The 21,083-nt window shown below is 37.1% G+C and carries 27 protein-coding genes; 2 read left to right on the plus strand and 25 right to left on the minus strand.

Annotated features, from left to right (window positions below):
• Window positions 1-12: 12 nt before the first annotated feature.
• From pstB to LACWKB8_RS06495, 20 genes are all read right to left on the minus strand, one after another.
• Window positions 13-813, minus strand: coding sequence for a phosphate ABC transporter ATP-binding protein PstB (gene pstB, locus LACWKB8_RS06410; RefSeq protein ID WP_038523563.1), 801 nt, complete (start codon window positions 811-813; stop codon window positions 13-15).
• Window positions 814-823: 10 nt separating this feature from the next.
• Complete coding sequence (gene pstA / locus LACWKB8_RS06415) at window positions 824-1,717, minus strand: phosphate ABC transporter permease PstA (protein WP_038523566.1); 894 nt, start codon at window positions 1,715-1,717, stop codon at window positions 824-826.
• Between the two features lie 4 nt (window positions 1,718-1,721).
• On the minus strand, window positions 1,722-2,717 hold the full coding sequence (gene pstC / locus LACWKB8_RS06420) for a phosphate ABC transporter permease subunit PstC (RefSeq protein WP_038523569.1): 996 nt from the start codon (window positions 2,715-2,717) through the stop codon (window positions 1,722-1,724).
• Between the two features lies 1 nt (window position 2,718).
• On the minus strand, window positions 2,719-3,585 hold the full coding sequence (locus LACWKB8_RS06425; protein ID WP_038523571.1) for a phosphate ABC transporter substrate-binding protein PstS family protein: 867 nt from the start codon (window positions 3,583-3,585) through the stop codon (window positions 2,719-2,721).
• A gap of 137 nt (window positions 3,586-3,722) precedes the next feature.
• The gene (gene rplA, locus LACWKB8_RS06430; protein WP_038523574.1) at window positions 3,723-4,415 is read right to left on the minus strand and encodes a 50S ribosomal protein L1; all 693 of its coding nucleotides are present in this window, start codon (window positions 4,413-4,415) and stop codon (window positions 3,723-3,725) included.
• Window positions 4,416-4,485: 70 nt separating this feature from the next.
• Window positions 4,486-4,911, minus strand: coding sequence for a 50S ribosomal protein L11 (gene rplK / locus LACWKB8_RS06435; protein ID WP_034980336.1), 426 nt, complete (start codon window positions 4,909-4,911; stop codon window positions 4,486-4,488).
• A gap of 126 nt (window positions 4,912-5,037) precedes the next feature.
• Window positions 5,038-5,586: a transcription termination/antitermination protein NusG gene (nusG, locus tag LACWKB8_RS06440; RefSeq protein WP_038523578.1), complete on the minus strand. Its 549-nt coding sequence runs from the start codon at window positions 5,584-5,586 to the stop codon at window positions 5,038-5,040.
• Between the two features lie 102 nt (window positions 5,587-5,688).
• On the minus strand, window positions 5,689-5,859 hold the full coding sequence (gene secE / locus LACWKB8_RS06445; RefSeq protein ID WP_038523581.1) for a preprotein translocase subunit SecE: 171 nt from the start codon (window positions 5,857-5,859) through the stop codon (window positions 5,689-5,691).
• Between the two features lie 3 nt (window positions 5,860-5,862).
• Entirely contained in the window at window positions 5,863-6,012 is a 150-nt protein-coding gene (rpmG, locus tag LACWKB8_RS09170) for a 50S ribosomal protein L33 (protein WP_082229351.1), read from the minus strand.
• Window positions 6,013-6,214: 202 nt separating this feature from the next.
• Complete coding sequence (locus LACWKB8_RS06450) at window positions 6,215-6,433, minus strand: hypothetical protein (RefSeq protein ID WP_034980340.1); 219 nt, start codon at window positions 6,431-6,433, stop codon at window positions 6,215-6,217.
• Window positions 6,434-6,504: 71 nt separating this feature from the next.
• Entirely contained in the window at window positions 6,505-7,080 is a 576-nt protein-coding gene (locus LACWKB8_RS06455; RefSeq protein WP_038523584.1) for a sigma-70 family RNA polymerase sigma factor, read from the minus strand.
• Window positions 7,081-7,296: 216 nt separating this feature from the next.
• Entirely contained in the window at window positions 7,297-8,052 is a 756-nt protein-coding gene (rlmB, locus tag LACWKB8_RS06460) for a 23S rRNA (guanosine(2251)-2'-O)-methyltransferase RlmB (RefSeq protein ID WP_038523587.1), read from the minus strand.
• Window positions 8,039-8,482: a Mini-ribonuclease 3 gene (locus LACWKB8_RS06465; protein WP_038523590.1), complete on the minus strand. Its 444-nt coding sequence runs from the start codon at window positions 8,480-8,482 to the stop codon at window positions 8,039-8,041. Before LACWKB8_RS06465 ends, rlmB begins: the two co-directional genes overlap by 14 nt.
• 67 nt (window positions 8,483-8,549) lie before the next feature.
• On the minus strand, window positions 8,550-8,657 hold the full coding sequence (locus tag LACWKB8_RS09405; protein WP_371211459.1) for a hypothetical protein: 108 nt from the start codon (window positions 8,655-8,657) through the stop codon (window positions 8,550-8,552).
• Window positions 8,657-8,902, minus strand: coding sequence for a type II toxin-antitoxin system mRNA interferase toxin, RelE/StbE family (locus LACWKB8_RS06470; protein WP_371211444.1), 246 nt, complete (start codon window positions 8,900-8,902; stop codon window positions 8,657-8,659). The genes LACWKB8_RS09405 and LACWKB8_RS06470 overlap by 1 nt, the downstream gene beginning before the upstream one ends.
• The gene (locus LACWKB8_RS06475) at window positions 8,899-9,195 is read right to left on the minus strand and encodes a type II toxin-antitoxin system Phd/YefM family antitoxin (RefSeq protein WP_038523591.1); all 297 of its coding nucleotides are present in this window, start codon (window positions 9,193-9,195) and stop codon (window positions 8,899-8,901) included. Before LACWKB8_RS06475 ends, LACWKB8_RS06470 begins: the two co-directional genes overlap by 4 nt.
• A gap of 104 nt (window positions 9,196-9,299) precedes the next feature.
• Window positions 9,300-10,724: a cysteine--tRNA ligase gene (gene cysS, locus LACWKB8_RS06480; protein ID WP_038523594.1), complete on the minus strand. Its 1,425-nt coding sequence runs from the start codon at window positions 10,722-10,724 to the stop codon at window positions 9,300-9,302.
• 165 nt (window positions 10,725-10,889) lie between these two features.
• Entirely contained in the window at window positions 10,890-12,389 is a 1,500-nt protein-coding gene (gene gltX, locus LACWKB8_RS06485) for a glutamate--tRNA ligase (protein WP_038523597.1), read from the minus strand.
• Between the two features lie 74 nt (window positions 12,390-12,463).
• Window positions 12,464-13,840: a DNA repair protein RadA gene (gene radA, locus LACWKB8_RS06490; RefSeq protein ID WP_038523600.1), complete on the minus strand. Its 1,377-nt coding sequence runs from the start codon at window positions 13,838-13,840 to the stop codon at window positions 12,464-12,466.
• Window positions 13,841-14,392, minus strand: a complete 552-nt coding sequence (locus tag LACWKB8_RS06495) for a dUTP diphosphatase (RefSeq protein WP_038523602.1) — start codon at window positions 14,390-14,392, stop codon at window positions 13,841-13,843.
• A 114-nt stretch (window positions 14,393-14,506) separates the two neighbouring features.
• On the opposite strand from LACWKB8_RS06495, the gene LACWKB8_RS06500 reads away from it, so the two are divergent.
• Together LACWKB8_RS06500 and pepC are read left to right on the plus strand one after the other, a co-directional pair.
• Window positions 14,507-14,821 carry a hypothetical protein gene (locus LACWKB8_RS06500; protein ID WP_038523604.1) on the plus strand — a complete coding sequence of 105 codons (315 nt, stop codon included), beginning with the start codon at window positions 14,507-14,509 and terminating at the stop codon, window positions 14,819-14,821.
• Window positions 14,822-14,950: 129 nt separating this feature from the next.
• On the plus strand, window positions 14,951-16,297 hold the full coding sequence (pepC, locus tag LACWKB8_RS06505; protein WP_038523607.1) for an aminopeptidase C: 1,347 nt from the start codon (window positions 14,951-14,953) through the stop codon (window positions 16,295-16,297).
• A gap of 94 nt (window positions 16,298-16,391) precedes the next feature.
• On the opposite strand, the gene galT is transcribed toward pepC, so the two are convergent.
• The 5 genes from galT to LACWKB8_RS09280 all read right to left on the minus strand — a co-directional run bounded on the left by galT (window position 16,392) and on the right by LACWKB8_RS09280 (window position 21,067).
• Window positions 16,392-17,870: a UDP-glucose--hexose-1-phosphate uridylyltransferase gene (gene galT / locus LACWKB8_RS06510; RefSeq protein WP_038523610.1), complete on the minus strand. Its 1,479-nt coding sequence runs from the start codon at window positions 17,868-17,870 to the stop codon at window positions 16,392-16,394.
• Between the two features lie 12 nt (window positions 17,871-17,882).
• The gene (locus LACWKB8_RS06515) at window positions 17,883-19,049 is read right to left on the minus strand and encodes a galactokinase (RefSeq protein ID WP_038523613.1); all 1,167 of its coding nucleotides are present in this window, start codon (window positions 19,047-19,049) and stop codon (window positions 17,883-17,885) included.
• Window positions 19,050-19,189: 140 nt separating this feature from the next.
• A complete protein-coding gene (locus tag LACWKB8_RS06520) occupies window positions 19,190-20,125 on the minus strand; it encodes an AAA family ATPase (protein ID WP_038523616.1) in 936 nt (311 codons plus the stop codon).
• 89 nt (window positions 20,126-20,214) lie between these two features.
• The gene (locus LACWKB8_RS06525) at window positions 20,215-20,889 is read right to left on the minus strand and encodes a 2,3-diphosphoglycerate-dependent phosphoglycerate mutase (protein ID WP_038523618.1); all 675 of its coding nucleotides are present in this window, start codon (window positions 20,887-20,889) and stop codon (window positions 20,215-20,217) included.
• Between the two features lies 1 nt (window position 20,890).
• The gene (locus LACWKB8_RS09280) at window positions 20,891-21,067 is read right to left on the minus strand and encodes a hypothetical protein (protein ID WP_222711717.1); all 177 of its coding nucleotides are present in this window, start codon (window positions 21,065-21,067) and stop codon (window positions 20,891-20,893) included.
• Between the last annotated feature and the right edge of the window lie 16 nt (window positions 21,068-21,083).

The following is a 21,083-nucleotide window of genomic DNA, read 5'->3' on the forward strand; positions in this document are numbered from 1 at the left end:
ATAACGCCACCTTTATCCAAAACTACCCTGAATGTATTTTTCAGTAATTTCACCTTGAGGATTAGTAAAAATATTAGTAGTAGTATCATATTCTAACGCATGTCCCAAGTGAAAGAACGCGGTATATTCACTAATTCTTGAGGCTTGCTGCATATTGTGCGTTACCATAATCATAGTGTACTTCTTACGCAATTGCTTGAGCGTATCTTCAAGTTTGGCAGTAGACACAGGGTCTAATGCGCTAGCAGGCTCATCAAGGAGTAAAATTTCCGGCTTTAAAGCAATTGCCCGCGCTATACAAAGTCTTTGTTGCTGACCACCAGAAAGTGCCAAAGCACTCTGATCAAGTTTATCTTTGACTTCATCCCATAATGCAGCTGCTTTCAAGCTTTCTTCTACTATCTGGTCCAACTTTTTCTTATTTTGCTGCCCATTTGCTTTTAACGCATAAGTGATATTTTCCTTGATTGATTTAGGAAAAGGATTCGGTTTTTGGAAAACCATACCGATAGCTTTTCGTAATTCGTAAACATTGATTTTGCTCTGATTAATATCAAGGTCATGAAACATGATTTTACCATCAACTTTTGCTACCCGGTCGTTCATGCGATTAAGTGACCGTAAAAAAGTTGATTTTCCCGAACCAGAGGCACCGATCAAAGCAGTGATTGTGTTTTTCTTAAAGCCTAAACTAACGTCAAACAGCTTTTGCACAGTACCACCATAAAAAACGCTTAGATCATTCGTAGAAATCGCACAGTCTTCGTCAGCAAAGGTCTTAATATACCTTTTTTGCTTTTGCCAATTTTCCATAAAACTTTCCTTACTTAATTTTTGCGGCCGTAAGCCGTTTATAAATCCAGTTGCCAAGTGCACGTGCACCAAAATTGAAAATTATGACAACAATGATTAACAAAGCTGATGTAGCAGCAGAAACTACGTTAACATCTGGAATAATCCCTTCAGTATTTACTTTCCAAATATGCACGGCCAAAGTTTCAGCTGGTCGCATAATATTTAAAAAACTAGTAGGGCTGAACATATTCCAGTTAGAATAATCAACCGTAGAACCACTTTGTCCCGCTGTATAAATCAAGGCAGCAGCTTCACCGAAAACACGCCCGGCACTTAAAATCACACCGGTAATGATTCCGGGGAGCGCAGCTGGCAAAACGATACCATGAATTGTTTTCCAATTTGACAATCCCAAAGCCCAACCAGCTTCGCGCTGAGTTTGTGGCACTCCCTTAATAGCTTCTTCGATGTTGCTAGTTAGAGTCGGCAAATTAAAAAAAGTTAGAGCCAAAGCTCCGGCAAGAATAGAAAAGCCTAAACCAAATTGAACCACGAATAAAAGATAACCAAATAAACCCACAACTATAGATGGTAAAGAACTTAAGATTTCAATAGTAGTTCTAATTAACTGTGTAAACCAATTATCTGGCGCATATTCAGCTAAGTAAATAGCGGCACCCAGTGCAATTGGCAGAGAAATGATTAGGGTAAGCAGCAATAGATAAAGTGAGTTGAACAATTGATCTCTGATTCCACCGCCAGCTTCAAACGAAGATGAAGCCGAACTTAGAAAATGCCAAGATAAGTGCGGTACTCCTGAGACTAAAATGTTACCAATAATTCCAACCAGTAACAAGACTACTATTCCCACTAAAAAATAAATTACGCCAGTAGCAATGCGATTAACTCTTTTTGCGTTCATCTTATTACTTACTCTTCTTTCCAATTAAATGTACTAGGAAATTGAACACTAACGACATTATTAAAAGCAAAAGTGCCAAGGACCATAATGCATTATTAGGCAAAGTTCCCATGACGGTGTTACCCATTTGACTAGTTAACTGACTAGTCAAAGTTGCTGCTGGACTTACCAAATTGTATGGCATCAATACAGCGTTACCGATTGCCATTTGGACAGCTAAAGCTTCACCAAACGCACGAGCCATGCCAAATATTATGGCGGTCATAATCCGTGATCGAGCTGCTCTTAAAACAACGTGATAAATAGTTTGCCATTTGGTTGCGCCCAAAGCCGCTGATGATTTGCGTAATTCCTTGGGAATAGCTTTAAAGGCGTCAACAGTTAAAGAGGTGATTGTCGGCAAAACCATTACAAATAGGATTAAGGTTGCCGTTAAAATTCCAAAACCAGTGCCACCAAAAATAGTTCTAACAGCGGGAACTACAACCATTAAGCCCAGAAAGCCGTAAACTACAGACGGAATTCCGACTAAAAGTTCCATTACCGATTGCAATAGTTGTACTCTTTTACCAGATTCATATTCTGTCATAAATAGTGCCACGGCAATCGAAAATGGCGTTGCAATTAATGCTGCCAGCAGCGTTACGGCAAATGAAGTGACAATCATTGCTGCCGCACCAACGTGATTTTTGCCAGCCCCGGGATTCCAATCTGTTGAAAAAAGGAAATGGAAAATATTAACCTTATCGTCAATAAAAGTAGCCAAGCCATGCATCCCGACAAAGCCGATAATTGCCACAATTAATATCCCTATTAAAATAATTGCCAAGAATGTTAGTCCTTTACCCCACCATTCTTGTCTTGTTTCTTTAGAAGGTTTTGTTAAACGGGCAATATCAATATCTTTAGGATCTATGCCTTTAAATTTAACGTGTGGGACTTTTTGTTCGGCAAGCGCATCTTCAACAACTTGTTGTAAGTCTTGTTCTTTTTCTGCCATTTTATTTACCTATCTTTGTAACTTTATTTTGACTATCGCGTGAAACTTTCATTTCGTGAATACTAATATAGCCAATTTTAGGTACTAACTCTGTTTGCACCTTTTTACCTAATACATACTTGATAAAAGCGGCTGTTGCCTTATTAGGCTTGCCCTTGGTGTACATATGCTCGTATGACCATAAAAGCCATTTATTGGTAGGAATATTTTTATTATCGGGCTTGACATGATCAATACTAATTTTTTGAATATTCTGATCATTAGCATACGGAAAAGAAATATAAGAAATTGTTCCTGGGGTTGAGTTAACTATCTTCTTAACCGTCCCATTAGAATCTTGTTCTTGTGAATTAACAGCATCTTTGCCGTTTAAAATCAAATCCTCAAAAGTAGAGCGCGTACCGCTACCACGTGATCGGTTAATCACTATAATGGGCTGATTTTTACCACCGACTTCACGCCAATTTTTAATTTTACCGGTAAAAATCGCAGAAAGTTGTTTAACAGATAGATTTTTAACGCCAACGCCTTTGTTGGCAATAGGAACGATACCTACTACCGCAACAGGATAGTCCTCTAATTTTTTGGCATCAATACCTTTTTGTGTTTCAGCAAAAACATCTGATGTCCCTACTTCAACTGCTCCTGCCTGGACTTGACTCAGACCTGTACCTGATCCACCGCCTTGAACAACAATGTTGCTACTCATATGCGCCAAACGGTAATCGTTGCCGGCCTGCTCAACTAACGGTTGTAGGGCACTAGAGCCGACAATAGTAATTTTTTCTCGGCTTTGACTGCAGCCTACCAAAAAAAGTGGCACAAATAAAGATAGTACCAGCAGTTTGCCAAAATTACTTTTTTTCATAATAACTCCCTCAGTCAAATAAAATTCAGCTCTAGTTTATCAAATCTTTTACTATTGACCAATCATAATTACTTAAATTATAGATAAAAAAGCAACTTGCCCAAGCAGGCGAAGTTGCTTTTAACACTTATTCATTTTTAGTCCAAGTTTAATGGATCAAGCTTAATTCCAGGGCCAAAAGTTGCAGCTACAGCTACACTCTTAATGTATTGACCTTTAGCAGCAGATGGACGCGCACGCAAAATCACGTCACGCAATGCATCAAAGTTTTCAATTAATTGCTCATCAGTAAATGAAACTTTACCAATAGCAGCATGAATAGCAGCTTGACGGTCAACACGGTATTCAACTTGACCAGCTTTAACGTTCTTAACGGCTTTTTCAATATCCATTGTAACGGTACCAGTCTTAGGGTTTGGCATTAAGCCTTTAGGTCCCAAGATACGGCCCAAACGTCCTACTTTAGCCATCATAGTTGGCGTAGCAACAACTACGTCAAAGTCCAAGTAACCGTTTTGTACTTTTTCAACTAAGTCGTCAGAACCAACTTCATCAGCGCCGGCAGCTTTAGCTTGTTCAGCTTGTGGACCATCAGCAAAAACAATCACCTTTTGGGTTTTACCGGTACCATTTGGTAAAACAAGTGATCCACGAATTTGTTGGTCAGCTTGTTTAGGGTCAACACTCAAATTGTATGAAACTTCAACTGATGCATCAAAGCCTGCGTATGAAGTTTCTTTAACTAACTTAATTGCTTCAGCAACTGAATATAATTTCTTTGAATCTACTTTTTTAGCAGCTTCTAAATATTTTTTACCATGCTTTGGCATGTGATTTCCTCCTTAATATGTGGTCAAACGAGCTTAAGCTCTCCCACCTAAATTGTTATAAATAACAGGATTAGTCTTCGACTTCGATACCCATGCTTCTAGCAGTGCCTTCGATCATCCGCATAGCAGCTTCGACATCAGCAGCATTAAGGTCCTTCATCTTAGTTTCAGCGATTTCCTTAACTTGATCCTTGGTAACCTTACCAACTTTCTTAGTATTTGGTTCACCGGATGCCTTGTCAATCTTAGCAGCTTGTTTCAAAAGAACTGGAGCTGGTGGAGTCTTAGTAACGAATTCAAATGAACGATCTTCGTATACTGTAATGACTACAGGAATAATCATGCCTTTTTGGTCAGCTGTTCTAGCATTGAAGTCCTTAGTAAAACCAACAATGTTAATACCAGCTTGACCTAAAGCTGGACCAACTGGTGGAGCGGGTGTTGCAGCTCCAGCTGGTATTTGTAATTTAACAACATTTATAACTTTCTTTGCCACGGTCAAAACCTCCTTGATTCCGTGCGTGGTTAAAATGGAAGAGTTACCTACTCTTCCTCCCACAATAATAAAAGTACTTTAATATATTATCATCGTTTTAGTAATTTTGCAATAAATGACTTATTACTAGCTGATTTTCTTTACTTGATCGTAATCTAGTTCAGTTGTAGTAGCGCGACCGAACATATCAACGGAAACAAATAATTTGTACTTATCTGGTTGAATTTCAGTAATTTTTCCTTCAACGCCGTTAAACGCGCCATCGATGATAGTAACGGTTTCCCCAACTTCAAAATCAATTTGTGGTCTTTTAGCAGGCTCTCCTTGTTGACGTAAAAGCCTGTTTACTTCTTCTTCTAACAGTGGCGATGGTTTTGAGCCACCACCGTGTGAACCGACAAAGCCAGTTACATTTGGTGTATTACGCACGACAAACCAACTTTCATCAGTCATCACCATTTCAACCAAAACATAGCCAGGGAAAATTTTTTCTTCAACTTCTTTTTTCTTATTGTTTACTTTTTCAATTTTTTCCTGTTCCGGCACCATAACACGAAAAATATAATCTTGCATACCCATACTTTGTGCACGAGATAAAAGGTCAGATTTAACCTTATCTTCATAGCCAGAATATGTGTGAAGCACGTACCATTGCTTCTTAGTAGTTTCTACCATTATTACAATTTCTCCTTTTATTTTTGGCAAACAAAAAAGCCTCTTGCGTCAGAGGACTTTTATAATCAAATTAATTGTACCACAAACAATATAACTGTGCTATTACATAACAATTTGTGTAATATTGGTGAACAATAAATCAAGCAAACCTAAGTAAGCAGCAAACAGAATTGAGGAAACAATTACGATTGCTGTGTCGTGACGGTTTTGTTTTGCAGTTGGCCATGTGACTAACCGCATTTCTTCAACTACACTTTTAAAAAACTTAACCATAATCTACCTCGTTTCCTTATGCAAAGTCATCTTACCGCAATGTTTACAAAATTTGTTTAATTCTAGACGCTGAGTGCGATTTTTACTTGCGGTGATAGAGTAATTGCGCGAGCCGCAGATACTGCAGGCTAATGATGCTTTTTTCACTGCCATAATCTCACTTCCAAACTATTGTATTTTAGCAAAAATATCAGGTATAAGCAATTAATTTAACAATTACTGTATTAATTAATCAAGTGTATCTTCCCATAAAATTTTTTATTAACAAAAACAGCCACCCTTTTGATTCGAGCAGCTGCTTTAGTGGTCAAACAAATGCGTGACCACAGTGCGTAGAACATTGTATTAGTCGGATTTACTTCTTAAGATTTTCATTAACGAAGGATTCGATTTTATCGTCAGAGTCTTTCAGGAATGGAAGCATAGCTTCCTCCGTCTTAATGGTATCTCTACCATTCTTTTCCATAAAATAATCCCAAAGGGCATCTCTTACTGGAAGATCTGAATCACTCCAGTCGAAAACTTCTTTCATGTGACGATCTAACAATGCAGTCTTCATAACTTCATCAGCCATCTTAACTACCTCCTAAAATTTATTCTACAATAACAATTATACCCCATTTTTTATGTGAGAACTATAAAAAACTAACTGAGTAAGGTCTTACGCATTTTTTGAGCAAGTCTTGAATGAGCTCTTGACAGAGTTAACTTGCTGATATTTAATCTGCGCAATATTTCATCCTGATTTTTTAGCCCTAATTCGACTAAAAGAGCATTAATCTCTAAATTTGATAAGTGTGCAGTTAAAATTGCTATATTTTCACTTAGAGGTACCTCAGGTATGGATGTAAAATCTTTTTTCATTGGCGATAGATTGTTTTTTCTTGCAGTTTCTAGTGAAATAGATTGCTTCAAAGCTTGCCTGCGGTATGCATTATCATATCTAATTAGTGACTTGGCATGATTAGTTAACCTAGTTTTATAGTAACTGCTAAATTTACCCTTTTTGAGATCAAATTTTTTCGCTGAATCATGACAAATAATCAGGGCATCTTGATCCCAGTCTTGACTGTCATAATAACGTACATGATACATGCTTTTAACTTTATTAATTAATGGCTTATACAAGTAGCAAAGATCAATTAACGCTTCTTCTTCACCATTTTTAATTTGCATTATCAGTTCTGTTTCATTTTTACTTGCTTTCTTTATACTCTTCATCTTAACTACTCCTATTTTTATAGATGAATGAAGGATACAGAACTTGAAAACGCTCAAATATCGAACCTTAGTTCTTTCTTTGCAGCCAATTTTTAATGTAAATCGGCTAAAAAACAAAGATTTATTTTTGTTAAAAACACATTAAATTAAAAAGATGATATTTTACTATTTCAAACAAAAAAATCATCCTGAAAACTTCAGAATGATTTTCGCTATTTATTTTAGTGGGTTCCGATTATTAAGCATTTGGTAGAGTAAAATACCGGTAGCCACACTCGCATTCAAAGATTGCACGTGACCGACCATGGGTAAAGTTATTGTTTGATCCATTTGCTCTTTTAAAAGCCGAGAAATTCCTTTACCTTCATTACCAATAACTAGAACTGTCTTGCCATTACTGTTCCATTGACGGTAATCTGTTCCGTTCATATCGGTGCCAAATAGCCAGTATCCCTGTTTTTTTAATAATTTTGCCGTTTGCACCAAATTATTTACTCTGGCAACCGGCACGTAATCAATAGCTCCAGTAGAAGTTTTGGCTACGACTGACGTTAAACCGGTCGCCCGCCTTTTAGGAATAATAACCGCATCTACACCCGTAGCATCAGCTGTTCTTAAAATAGAACCTAAATTATGTGGGTCTTCGATCGAATCAAGCATTAACAAGAAAGGATCCTTTTTTGTGTGTTCAAATTCTGCTAACAATTGGTTCAGGTCAGCATATTCAAAGCTGGCAACTGTCAATACCAAACCTTGATGATTCTCACCCTGCACCAATCTATCCAACTTATTTTTGGGTACAGTTTGAACGACTAAACCCTTTTCCTTAGCTAAAGCAAATACTTCATTAGCAAAATTTTCTTTGATTCCCTGCTGCAGAAATATTTTATTAATATGGTCAGCATCCTGCGTTTGCAAATAATCTAAGCCAGCGTGTCGACCATAAACAAAATCTTTATCACTTGAAGTCATATTTTTCTATGCTCCCATTCTCAACATTTTTAATGCACCAAGCGGTTAATTCCCGAATACGCTCTTTTTTATTTAAAAGCTCCAAGTAACCCCAGACTGCTTCAAATCCAGTAGATAATTTATAAGTGGCTAAACTTGTGTTTTTAGCCTTAGTATAGGTTTTCGAATTACGACCGCGATGAAAAGTGGCTACTTCATCTTCTGTTAGCAAATCATCTTCTTGTAATTTGGTAATTAACGCAGCCTGAGCTTTAGCAGATACATAGTGAGTCGCCCTTCTTTGTAAAACTTGTGGTTTAACAACTCCGCATTTAATTAAATGCCGTCTAATAAAGATTTCGTATACCGCATCTCCCAGATAAGCTAAAGTTTGCCCGTTCAGTGTATCCGGATTAACCTCTTTTTCTATCATTTTGTCAGTTTTATTCACGTAGCCACCTTGCTTCTTGCTCAGATAATTCTTGATACTTTGCTAGTTTTCAAATTAGCCTCTAAATTTATTGCTTTTTATATTTGATTGAACTGTTAAGACCACCAAATAGTTTTGAATGACTGCCTACTCTTAGACCAATAACAATTAACTCATTTTCTACAATTCTATATATTACAACAACATCATTACTTTCAGCAGGTAATTTTCCTTTTTCAGGAGTTCGAACATGAAAATCACGATAACCCCCTCTAAACGACCTGTTAAAGCATGATCACTAAATTCAGCTGGCAGTTGATAATTTTCGCAAAGTAAATCAATATCAGTCATTACATCATCAATTATAGTTTTATCAATGTGTGCTAGTTCTTTTAAATCTTTTTGAAAATCTTTTCTTGGAATAAATCTTAATCTTTTCATTTCTTAAATTGTTGCCAAAATTCTGTCCAGTTATCTTTATCTATTACAGGATCGTTGTCATCCAATACGCCTAATTCGATTAACTTTTCCCTAGCTAAAGCGTGATCTGTAGTTCCTTCTTTTGTCTTGGCAAACAACTCTAAATATTCATATTTCTCTAACTTTTTAGTAGAGATAACAGCAACTGCACGATTTTTTGGTCGAGTAATGTAAATTGTATCGTCATTATCATTAACACGATCTAAGCAAGATTTAATATTATTTCTAAAATAAGTTTGATTTAATGTTTCCATGTATCTCACATCGCTTTCAATTATAAAAAAGTGTACATTATTATGTACACTTTTTCAAGATAAACGAATTTAATACCAAATTAATCTCACACTTAAATTCAACTTTATTCACGTAGCCACCTTGTTCCTTGCGGTGTATCTTCAACAATGACGCCCATTTGCTTTAGTTCATCTCTTAAGGCATCACTTTTTGCCCAATCTTTATTTTTACGTGCTTCTTCTCGCTCTTGAATTAATTTTTCAACTTGACTATCATCATTTTGTTTATCAGAAATAGTTAACTTTTCAGTATCTATTCCAAAAATTGCCAGCCATTTGGTTAAATTTTTTTGAACTTGTTTAAGAGCGTTTTTATCAGAATTTTTAGCATTAACATTGTCATTGATTTTTGGCAGTAAATCATAGATTGCACTCAGCGCATTTTGTACATTAAAATCATCGTCCATAGCACTGATAAATTTTTGTTCAGTTTCCTTAATTGCGGCAATTAAATCTATTGAGGTCTGACTTTTGGAATTATCTTTTAGTCTATAAGCAACATTAATCAGAGTATTTTTGAACCTTTGCAAAATGACCTGCGCCTGCTTCAAATTATCAGAAGAATAATTAATTTGCCTTCTGTACTGCACACTCGCCATAAAGAAACGCAAAACCTGCGGGTCAATTTTTTGTAGTAGATCATGGACGGTTACAAAATTATGTAAGGACTTAGACATTTTCTCTTGACTTGTGCCCACGGTTACAAATCCATTGTGCATCCAATAATGAACGAACTTTTTCCCAGTTGCAGCTTCACTTTGGGCAATTTCATTTTCATGATGAGGAAATTCTAGATCTTGTCCACCACCATGAATATCAATTGTATCTCCTAAATATTTTGTTGCCATAACTGAACATTCAATATGCCAACCCGGGCGGCCTTTTCCCCAAGGTGAATCCCACGCAATTTCATCTGGCTCCTTTTGTCTTTTCCATAATGCAAAATCTATGGGATCTTCTTTGCGCTTTTGCTCCTCAACATTTATATGCTCAGAAGCGCCCTCCTCAAGTTCTGCCACATTTTGACTGCTGAGCTGACCGTAATTTTTAAACTTTTTAGTATGATAATAAACGTCACCGTCTGATTCATAAGCATAACCCTTAGCAATTAGTTTTTGGATAAACTTAATAATTGCACTAATTTCATGAGTAGCGCGGGGATTTGTAGTTGCCTGTTCAACATTTAATGCTTCAATATCTTCACAATAAGCCTTAATATAGCGTTCAGCTAAATCTGGGACAGTTACGTTTTCCGCCTTTGCCTCAGCAATCATTTTGTCATCAACGTCAGTAAAATTAGACACATAGTTGACCTTAAAGCCTTTAAACTCCAAATAGCGCCTTATTGTATCAAATGCAATAACACTTCTGGCATTACCGATATGAATGTAGTTATATACAGTAGGACCACAGACATACATAGTAATGTTACCAGGCGTTATCGGCTTAAATTCTTCCTTAGTTTTGGTTAAAGTATTGTATATTTTCACTGCGGCTAGCTTGCCTTTCTCAAAATATTTTTATCTTCATTCTAACAGAAACAAGAACAGATTCTAGTATATAAATAATCTGTTCTGATCATTTTAAGCGAGTTCATGATTCAATTTAAAATAAAAACGCATTATCCAATTAATTGAATAACACGTTGTTTTTTTCTATAAGCCGTTTGCGCTCATTTGCTTAAGAGTCAATTCCAAATGTTCCAGTACCCGCTTTTTGCCTAAAAGTTCCATTGCTTCTCCAATTCCGGGACCAACCATTGACCTGGTCGTAGCAATTCTGATTGGCATAAACAAACGTCTACCCTTAATTCCCGTTTCCTGACGAGTTGCTTGAACAGCGTTCATAATTTGCGGAGCCGTAAACCGGGGGATTAAATTAACTTGCTTTTTAAATTCTTCAATTACCGGTCTGGCATCATCGTTACGAATTTCTTCAATTTCCTTGTCACTTAAATCTTTAGGCGCAGCGAAAAATATTTTAGCCAGGTCAACAATTTGCTTTGTGTAAGACATCTGCACAGAATAAATATTCACTAATTGTCTAACCCATTCCATCTTTTCAGGGGTCGGATCGTTTTCAACCAAACCTGCTTCCTGCAAGTTATTAAGTGCCAAATCTAAGAGCGTATCACGATCAGCCTTTTTAATATACTGGTTATTAATCCACTCCAACTTCTTCTGGTCAAAAGCTGCTGGTGAATTTGACAGACGTGAAGGATCGAATTGCTTGATCAATTCTCTCTGGCTAAAAATTTCGTTTTCACCTACCGGTGACCAGCCAAGTAACGTAATAAAATTAAACATTGCATCAGGCAGATAGCCAAGGTCTCTGTATTGCTCGATAAACTGTAAAACAGATTCATCACGCTTAGAAAGTTTCTTACCAGTTTCAGCATTAATAATCAAAGTCATGTGACCAAATTTGGGTGGCTGCCAGCCCAAAGCTTCATAAACTGCTAATTGTTTGGGCGTATTTGAAACGTGATCATCCCCCCGCAAAACATGGGTAATTTCCATAAGGTGATCATCAATTACAACAGCAAAATTATAAGTTGGCATGCCATCCCGTTTTTGAATGACAAAATCGCCACCGATAGTGTCGGATTCAAAACTAAGATGTCCTTTAACAATATCATCCCAGGAATATGTTTCCATTTCTGGAATATGGATACGAACAACCGGTTTTAAGCCCTTCGCTTTTGCTTCTTCTTGCTTTTGCTCAATTTCAGCAGCAGTCATACCTTCATATTCATAAGTATAGTGCGGTGCGATTCCCATCGCACGTTGTTCTTCACGCTGTTCTTCTAGTTCTTCCTCAGTTTTATATGAATAGTAGGCTTTACCCTCATCAATTAGCTGCTTAATATACTTGTTGTATATATCTTTTCTTTCAGATTGACGATACGGACCATAGTCTCCGCCTTTATCAGGTCCTTCGTCCCAATCAATTCCCAACCAATGTAAGTTTTCCATTTGTGACTTTGAGCCACCTGCAACATTACGTTTCTGGTCAGTATCTTCAATTCTTAAAACAAAAGTCCCCTTATTATGACGCGCAAATAAGAAATTAAATAGCGCCGTCCGTGCATTACCAATGTGTAAGTGCCCTGTTGGACTTGGGGCATACCTTACTCGAATTTTTTGTTTAGCCAAAATTCATGCCTCTTTCAAAAAGTAAATATAAACAATTTAAGTTTACGCGTAATAGCAAAAAAGTTCAATATTCGTTACCCTAAAACCACTTTTAAGGCCTGCGGAATACTTGCTACTGGAATCACTTCAATTCCCGAGTTTTTAAGACTAGCACGCATATTATGTTTGGGAATAAAAATACGTTTGAAACCAGTCTTAACAGCTTCTTTAATACGCGCATCTATTTGATTGACTCTGCGCACCTCACCAGTTAAGCCGACTTCGCCCACAAAACAGTCTGTAGGCAAAATTTCCTGATTTTTATAACTTGAGGCAATTGCCATGACAACTGCCAAATCAACTGCCGGTTCGTTCAAACGAATTCCTCCAGTGGCAGTTAGATAAACGTCTTGATTTTGCAGCATCAAGTTGCCTCTTTTTTCCAAGACAGCTAGCAATAGTCCAGCTCTATTGTAGTCAATCCCCGAAGTGGTTCTTTTTGCATAACCAAAAGCAGTCGGTGTCACTAATGCCTGAATTTCCGCCAAAATTGGCCTTGTTCCTTCAAGCGATACGACTATCGCCGAACCGGTAGATTGGGGCAACCGTTCATCTAAGAATACGGCTGAAGGGTTAGTTACTTCTTGCAAACCTTTGTTAACCATTTCAAACATGCCGATTTCATTTGCAGCACCAAACCGATTTTTAACAGAATGTAAAATACGGTAGGCATGATGTTCATCACCTTCAAAATAAAGGACTGTATCTACCATGTGCTCCAGAATTTTAGGACCTGCAATCGCACCTTCTTTTGTCACGTGACCAATAACAAAAACGGTAATCGCATCCATTTTAGCGATTTTCATCAATTCGCTTGTGACTTCCCTTACTTGTGACGCCGAACCGGTCATCGAGTCAAGACTGGGTTCATTCATGGTCTGAATGGAGTCAATCACGACAAAATCGGGCTCTAAATCAGCAATTTGCTGACGAATATCTTCCATATCTGTTTCTGGATAAAGCATCATGTCATTAGCAGGAAGACCTAAGCGATCTGCACGGAGCTTGATTTGATTAGCAGATTCTTCCCCTGAAACATACAGCACTTTATATTGATCAGCCAATTCGCTCATGATTTGTAACATTAAAGTTGACTTACCGATTCCAGGGTCACCACCGATTAAAACCAGTGAACCGGGAACAATACCGCCGCCTAAAACCCTGTTCAGCTCCGCCATACTTGTTTTGATGCGCTCTTCTTTTTCAGCCTTCACATTCCCCAATTTAACCGGTTCGCTAATTCCGGTTTTCTTGATGAGCCTGCTGGGACTGCCTTTAGTTGAACGGTTTTGCACTGCTTCAGTTTCTTTTTCAAACTGATTCCAAGCACCACAATTAGGACAGCGTCCTAAATAGCTGGCAGAGATATAACCACAAGAACGGCATTTATATTTTGTTTTCAGTTTTGCCATTTAGCTTCCCTTCTTATTTGTTGAGCCAAAACCATTTATTCTTTGTCTATTAATAGGAAGATCATTATCTGACTTTAGATAATGAACGAAAATTCCTTGTCCTATTCGTTCACCCTTGCGAATTTGAATAGGTCTAACTCCATAATTAATTAATTGAACAAAAATTTCTCCTTCATTTTGATCATTATTATAATAATCTGAGTCAATGACTCCTATTCCGTTTGGTAGTGCCAGATTTCTTTTAAAAGTGTTAGAAGAACGATTTGCTAGTAATAATACTTCGTCTTCCGGCATGTATGCTTTTACACCAGTTGGAATTAGAAATGGCTTGAGAACGTGCTCTGCCATTTCATAGTCTTGTTCGTATAACTGGTGACCATTTCTGATTAGACGAAAAATACGCACAAAGTTAAGCCGCCAAATACTGGGAAGCAAAACATCTTTAGCCGCCTCTAAATCATAACCAGCACTGGCAATAGTCTGCCTTCTTGGCAAAGTAATATTTTTATTGTGGTATTTAGATACTACCTCAAAGCCCCTTATTTTATTCATGCTGTCTCCTTTAAAAATCTTCAAACACTATTTTACATTAATTTGCGGATTATATTTTAAATCTAATATAATTAGTTACGTAAAAATTATTCCATTTTTTTGAAGGGAGATTAAATGTTTAACATAGATGACCCCCACCAGTGTTTTCGAGAAGACGATGATCAGGGAGAAATGATCTGTCATTGGACGATGGATAAAATTGAGCGTAAAGATGCTACTGTCTGGATCATGAATCACCTTTTTATTAATCCCAATAAAGATAGTAAAAAGATTTTACACGATCAAATGCAAACAGTAATGAATATTGCTCAAAAATCGCAACTTCCTGTGTGGCCACTTGATCCAGTAGTTATCAATTATTTTGATGAACATCCTGAATTTGCTGGCATTTGGTATCATCGTCCAAATTCTGAAAACAAATCTATTTAGAAACTAGTTTAATGAAATTAGAAGCTTAGAAACAAATATTTTTTTAACGATAATTAAATTTTCAAGGATAGACTACTTTAAATATATAAGTTAAAATAATATTAATTTGTTTAAGGAGGACTTATTTACATGACAAAAGAAATCACAAATGCAGCCATTGATAATTTTACTAAAGACTTAGCAAATCATGCTGGGATTAACATTGCCAGCCACGCTGCGCAAGAAAATGGCATTTTCAAGGCCAGCCAGAATTTACAATCAAAAATTGATTTGACTCCAACTTTTTCTGTTGAAATTAACACGGGCAAGCCGGCAGACCAGAAACAATCAGGTCGTTGCTGGATGTTTTCCGCATTAAACACTATGCGTCACCCGTTACAAAAAGAATATAAGATTAAGGACTTTGAATTATCCCAAAATTACACTAACTTCTGGGATAAGTTTGAAAAGTCAAACTTCTTCTTTGAGAACGTTATCGCTTCCGCCAAGAAACCTCTTGGTGACCGTAAAGTAAGCTTCTTATTCGCTACCCCACAACAAGATGGTGGTCAATGGGATATGCTTTGTGGCTTGGTTGAAAAATACGGCATTGTACCTAAATCAGTTTATCCGGAAACTGCAAATTCAAATAGTTCTGGCGCTTTAAACGATACTCTGAATACTCTTTTACGTAAAGACGGTTTGGAACTACGTGCTTTAGTTAATGCTGGTAAAACAGAAGATGAAGTTGAACAACGTAAAGCTGAATTTTTAAATGATGTCTTCAGAATTTTGGCAATCTCATTAGGCGTGCCACCAAAGAAGTTTGACTTTGAATACAAAGATGATGATGGTAATTATCACCGTGAAGCTGGTATTACTCCTAAAGAATTCTTTGACAAATTCGTAGGCATGAACTTAGAAGACCATGTTTCAATTATTAATTCACCTACAGATGATAAGCCATACCACAAGGTATTTTCAGTTGAATATTTAGGTAACGTTGTTGGCGGTCGCCAAGTTCGTCACCTTAATGTCAAAATTTCAGAAATGAAAGATTTAATCATTAAACAACTTAAAGCGGGAGAAGTTGTTTGGTTTGGTTCAAATGTTGGTAAAGATTCAGAAAGACAGCTCGGCTTACTTGATACCAATATTTACAAGCGTGACGAGTTATTTGACGTTGATTTTTCAATGTCTAAGGGTGATAAACTTGATTCTAGCGAAAGCATGATGGATCATGCTATGGTTATTACCGGTGTTGACTTAGTAGATGACAAGCCAACTAAGTGGAAGATAGAAAATTCATGGGGAGAAAAGCCTGGCTTTAAGGGCTACTTTGTAATGAGTGACTCCTGGTTTGACCAATTTGTTTACCAAGCAGTTATCAACAAGAAATTCTTACCTGATGATTTAAGAACAGCCTTTGATGAAGGAGCTAAGGACCCGATCCAATTATTACCATGGGACCCAATGGGTGCTTTGGCTTTTAAATAAATTAATTACCGCTGAAAATTAATTAAAAAGCACTGAGAAAGTTTTCTCAGTGCTTTTTTATCTATTTTAAGATTAATACAGCCTGTATAAAAATTTAATTTAGCCCTACTTCATTAACAAAACGCATAAAGGCTGCTTCACCCTCTGTTGTTTGTTTGAAAACACCGGCATCTTCTAAGACTTGAGCAAAGACTAGTCCTAGTTCTCGTTGCAAAATTTGCTTAACGTTTGCGCTATTAATTTGATATTTTGTCTTAATATGACGGGCCCAGTCAAGATGCATTGGGGCAATATCATTAGGTTGGTCGAGTAAATACTTTTTGACCTCAAGTAATTCGGGTTTTAATCGTGGTGGAAAGATTGCCAGACCCATTACTTCAATCAAACCGATATTTTCCTTTTTGATATGTTGAACAGCGGGATGCGGGTGAAAAATGCCATCAGGATATTTGGCAGAAGTTTGATTATCACGTAAAACCAGATCAAGCTCATAAGTCTGACTATGTAAACGCGCAATTGGCGTGATTGTATGATGGGGAATGTGCTCTGTAAACGCCCGAATATCTACTTTTTCATCACTATAATTTTGCCATTTACGCAAGATCTTGTTTGCTAATTCGACTATGCTTTTTGGGTTTTGACCACGTAACCGAATCACAGACATAGGCCATTTGACTATGCCAGCTTCTATATCACTAAAACCAGCAAAACTTAGTTTTTTATTGATTGGCGCCTTTTCCATTGGGAAACTGTGTCTTCCCCCTTGGTAATGCTCATGCGCTAAAATCGAGCCTCCGACAATTGGCAGATCAGCATTGCTACCGGCAAAGTAACCAGGAAACTTGCTGACAATCTCCAGTAAGTTTACAAAAGTCTGTTCACTTATCTTCATTTTTTCATGAACAGGCGCCAAGAAAATGCAGTGCTCGTTAAAATAGGCATAAGGAGAATATTGAAAGCCCCAAGTTTCATTTCCGAGTTTAAAGCGGATAATACGGTGATTTGTCCGAGCAGGATAATTGCTATGTCCGAGATATCCCTCGTTTTCCATGCACAACTGACATTGAGGGTATGAAACAGCCTTTTTATATCTGGCAGCAGCAATGTCTTTAGGGTCTTTTTCTGGCTTAGACAGATTTATTGTGATTTCAAGATCACCGTATTTACTATCCGCAGTAAAATATATGTTTCTGGCAATGGCTCTAGTCTTAATGTAGTCACTTGCTTTACTCATTTGGTAAAAATCAGCGATCGCTTTTTGTGGCGAATGCTCGTAACTTTCCCAGAACTTTTGATTCACTATACTTGGTCTAGGTACAATAAAATTCAATAATTGTGCGCCCAAGATATCGTAAGCAGAATTGCTGTTTGCAATTAACCCATTATTCTGAGCAGCACCAATTAACTCGTCTTTCAGATCAAGCAAATTGTCACTCGTAGTTTCAACTTTCAGCGCTTCATCGCCTACGAGCGCCAAAATTCTGTTACGCAAATAAATACGATCAAGTTCAGTAAAATCGCTATTAGCAATTATTTGTGTGATAAATTCTTCAACTAAATTCTTTTTACCCATCTCAAATCCCGTTTATCGTAAAACTTTCGTACCGTCAGCAGTTTCTGCAATATAAAATGAAGGTAGATAGCCTATTTTTTCTTTATATACGTTTGCGACTTGTTTCTGAAAGTCTTCTACCTGATTCTTAGCAACTAGTGCGATGGCGCAACCACCGAAACCGGCTCCAGTCATACGTGCTCCTAGAACACCAGGTTGTTTCCATGCGGTATGCACTAACGTATCTAACTCTTTACCGGTTACTTCGTAATCATATTCCAAAGAAACGTGCGAAGCATTCATTAAGTGACCAAATTCAGTTAAGTCACCCTTTTGTAGTGCCTTTTCAGCGTTTAAAGTACGCTCATTTTCCCAGACGGCGTGACGGCAACGCTTAAGCAATTTTTCGTTTGGCAAAAGATAACTGTTTTCATCAAACACTAAATCATCCAACTCTCCCAATGATTTAATGTCTAGTTTTTCCTGCAAAAATCGCAGACCCTTTTCGCATTCAGTCCTGCGTTCATTGTACTTTGAGTCTGCCAGAGTACGTTTTTTGTTAGTGTTCATAATGACAATCACATTATTTTTCAGGTCTAAAGGTACTAATTCGGATTTTATTTTATCAGTATCAAGCAAAATGGCATGATCCTTTTTACTCATAGCCACCGTATATTGATCCATGATGCCAGAGTTAACACCGATAAATTCATTTTCGGTTTTAACACCCATTTTCACAATGTCTAATTTGGCAAAAGACAACTGGTATTGATCTTGCAATATGACACCAATTAACATTTCCAAGGCAGCAGAGGAAGATAGTCCCGCACCATCAGGGATGTTACCGTTAATATAGATATTTAAACCATGCTCAATTTTGGCGCCATTAGCAAGCATAAAGTGTAACATGCCTTTAGCATAATTAGCCCAAGAATCTTCTTTAACAAACTTCAATTCATGGAGGTCTGTTTCAATTACTCCCATATCGGCAAAGTTTGCTGAATAAAAACAAAATCTTTCATCATCACGAGGACTAGCAGCACCATAAATTCCTAAAGAAATGGCACATGGAAAAACGTGCCCACCATTATAATCAGTATGTTCGCCAATCAAGTTAATTCTTCCGGGAGAAAAATAACAGCCAGTAGGTGTCTGATGATAGATATTACTAAATTCTTGCTTAAGTTCTTCAATCTTCATTTGTATTCATTTCCTTCTAAAAGCGCTATCAAAATGCTGACAATTCAATTATACTTCATTATAATTCACCAGCAATGTTTGAAAAGAAATTCCCAATATTTAAAAAGAGTTTCGGTTTTCCGAAACTCTTTTCATAGTTGTTACCAAATATGCAATAACCTGTCAGGTTGTAATTTGCTTAGATTGAATTGGTGTACATGTTGCGGCTGACTTTGGGGAAATACCTCCAAAAAGTCAGCGGGATTGACTAGCCCCGTCGAATAGGACCAAACACTTTTTACTTTTTTAATTGGATCAAGCATTTCATTTCTAATAGGATATGCCGAAATTAAAAAGTGCTTGTGATGAAATTTAAATACAAAAAACGGTAACCGAAATTGATTAACAACTTCATCTTGAGTTTTACCAATTGTCACAACATTTCTGTAAGTACCATATTTTTCAGTAAAAAGATCGTTAAAAGAAAAATAAAAGTTAGAAATATGCACATGGGGAAAATCTTCTTCCGCAACCTTGTCTGGCACTGCTACTACATGTGCAAAATGATCTAAATTACTTTCCTTTTGCGAAAGTGCCTTACCTAATTGATTAGGTGTAATAACGTGTGCCCATTCCGGCAGTGTTAAATTTTCCTGATATGATAAATACATTTCTCTAATGACACCCGGCTTAACCCAATCGTATTGCCTGCGAATCTCATTGCGATTAAGCAAATTACGCAAACTCTTATGGTACATTAGATCAACAACAAATAATTCGTAACGATAACGTTCAATCCACGGCTGATAATGCTCAATATTCTCAGGAAAAATATGCGTACTATCTACTATGACCGTTTCGCCACGTTTCATCTTTTCTTCTACAAGGTAATCCACCACTTGCTCCGTGCGTTCATTCGCATAGCGCGGAATTACTTGATGTAAGCAATCGGTATCTTCTTCATAATAATAGGTTAAATTCGCCAATAACAATCTAATTTGATCACGACTAATCGCATATGGCTGTAAGTGATGACGAGAAATAAAAGAAGATTTACCGGAGCCTGGTGCGCCTCGTAATAAAAATATTTTACGCATTCCTCTACTCCAAACTAAGAATGATAATTCAAATGATATCGTAATAAATTTTAACATACATCTGAAAAATTCCTTACTAAGAACCAAAGTCAATGTAAAATCTTTTTATCAATTATTTCCAATTGCGGATTGAAGGTATAGATGATAGGCTCCGCATTGGGTACTTCTAATTTTATAATATCTTGATCATTGATATTTTCTAGTTTTTTGATTAATGCACGCAAGCTTGAACCATGTGCCACAATTAATTGATCTTCTCCCATTTTTAGTCTATTAGCAACATGATCCTGATAATAGGGCCACACTCTGAGTTGGGTTTGATAAAGACTTTCAGCACGTGGTAAAAGGCGATAGTCACAATTGGCATATCGTCTGGAGCTAACTTTTTTGCCTGCAGGTGGAATTGCATAAAAACCACGTCGCCACTCTAATACCTGCTCCTTACCAAAAATTTTTTTCGATTCTTCTTTATTAATTCCCCGTAAATTGCCATAATGTCTTTCATTTAGACGCCAGGTCTTGGTAAGCGGTAAATATAAAAAATGACAGGTGTCCGCCACGATATTTGCGGTGACAATCGCTCTCATTAAAACCGAAGTATGAATATGCGTAGGGTCATATTGTGGTATCAGATTTATTAAATTACCGGCTGCTTCAGCTTGGGCTCGGCCTTTTGCAGTCAAAGCAACATCATTCCAGCCAGTATAGACATTTGCCTTATTGGCAAGACTTTCTCCATGTCTCAAAAGCACCAACTTTACCATTTCACTTCACCCAGTGCATTACTATTAAGACCAATCCGCTAATTGTAAAAATTATGCCCAACACCATAAAGGGTGTAGCACCATGGTTATGATTGCGATATCGACGGTTGTAAGCATAAGCAATGTCATAAAGTCCAACTATCAACACGATCACTGCAGTAAAAATACTAACTCTCAAAATTATTTTTTCTCCT

The organism is Lactobacillus sp. wkB8 (assembly GCF_000761135.1).
Taxonomy (GTDB): Bacteria; Bacillota; Bacilli; order Lactobacillales; family Lactobacillaceae; genus Lactobacillus; species Lactobacillus helsingborgensis.

Bases quoted from the DNA above. Each gene is read 5' to 3' on its own strand.
- LACWKB8_RS06455 (WP_038523584.1), bottom strand. From the start codon at position 7,080: ATGAAGAGTATAAAGAAAGCAAGTAAAAATGAAACAGAACTGATAATG.
- LACWKB8_RS06425 (WP_038523571.1), bottom strand. From the start codon at position 3,585: ATGAAAAAAAGTAATTTTGGCAAACTGCTGGTACTATCTTTATTTGTG.
- LACWKB8_RS06450 (WP_034980340.1), bottom strand. From the start codon at position 6,433: ATGGCTGATGAAGTTATGAAGACTGCATTGTTAGATCGTCACATGAAA.
- LACWKB8_RS06520 (WP_038523616.1), bottom strand. From the start codon at position 20,125: ATGCGTAAAATATTTTTATTACGAGGCGCACCAGGCTCCGGTAAATCT.
- pstA (WP_038523566.1), bottom strand. From the start codon at position 1,717: ATGAACGCAAAAAGAGTTAATCGCATTGCTACTGGCGTAATTTATTTT.
- radA (WP_038523600.1), bottom strand. From the start codon at position 13,840: ATGGCAAAACTGAAAACAAAATATAAATGCCGTTCTTGTGGTTATATC.
- LACWKB8_RS06475 (WP_038523591.1), bottom strand. From the start codon at position 9,195: ATGGAAACATTAAATCAAACTTATTTTAGAAATAATATTAAATCTTGC.
- pstC (WP_038523569.1), bottom strand. From the start codon at position 2,717: ATGGCAGAAAAAGAACAAGACTTACAACAAGTTGTTGAAGATGCGCTT.
- nusG (WP_038523578.1), bottom strand. From the start codon at position 5,586: ATGGTAGAAACTACTAAGAAGCAATGGTACGTGCTTCACACATATTCT.
- pstB (WP_038523563.1), bottom strand. From the start codon at position 813: ATGGAAAATTGGCAAAAGCAAAAAAGGTATATTAAGACCTTTGCTGAC.
- LACWKB8_RS06470 (WP_371211444.1), bottom strand. From the start codon at position 8,902: ATGAAAAGATTAAGATTTATTCCAAGAAAAGATTTTCAAAAAGATTTA.
- rplA (WP_038523574.1), bottom strand. From the start codon at position 4,415: ATGCCAAAGCATGGTAAAAAATATTTAGAAGCTGCTAAAAAAGTAGAT.
- LACWKB8_RS06525 (WP_038523618.1), bottom strand. From the start codon at position 20,889: ATGGTAAAGTTGGTGCTTTTGAGACATGGAGAAAGTCTTGCCAATAAG.
- LACWKB8_RS06495 (WP_038523602.1), bottom strand. From the start codon at position 14,392: ATGAATAAAATAAGGGGCTTTGAGGTAGTATCTAAATACCACAATAAA.
- LACWKB8_RS06515 (WP_038523613.1), bottom strand. From the start codon at position 19,049: ATGAAGATTGAAGAACTTAAGCAAGAATTTAGTAATATCTATCATCAG.
- pepC (WP_038523607.1), top strand. From the start codon at position 14,951: ATGACAAAAGAAATCACAAATGCAGCCATTGATAATTTTACTAAAGAC.
- galT (WP_038523610.1), bottom strand. From the start codon at position 17,870: ATGGGTAAAAAGAATTTAGTTGAAGAATTTATCACACAAATAATTGCT.
- rlmB (WP_038523587.1), bottom strand. From the start codon at position 8,052: ATGACTTCAAGTGATAAAGATTTTGTTTATGGTCGACACGCTGGCTTA.
- secE (WP_038523581.1), bottom strand. From the start codon at position 5,859: ATGGTTAAGTTTTTTAAAAGTGTAGTTGAAGAAATGCGGTTAGTCACA.
- rpmG (WP_082229351.1), bottom strand. From the start codon at position 6,012: ATGGCAGTGAAAAAAGCATCATTAGCCTGCAGTATCTGCGGCTCGCGC.
- LACWKB8_RS06500 (WP_038523604.1), top strand. From the start codon at position 14,507: ATGTTTAACATAGATGACCCCCACCAGTGTTTTCGAGAAGACGATGAT.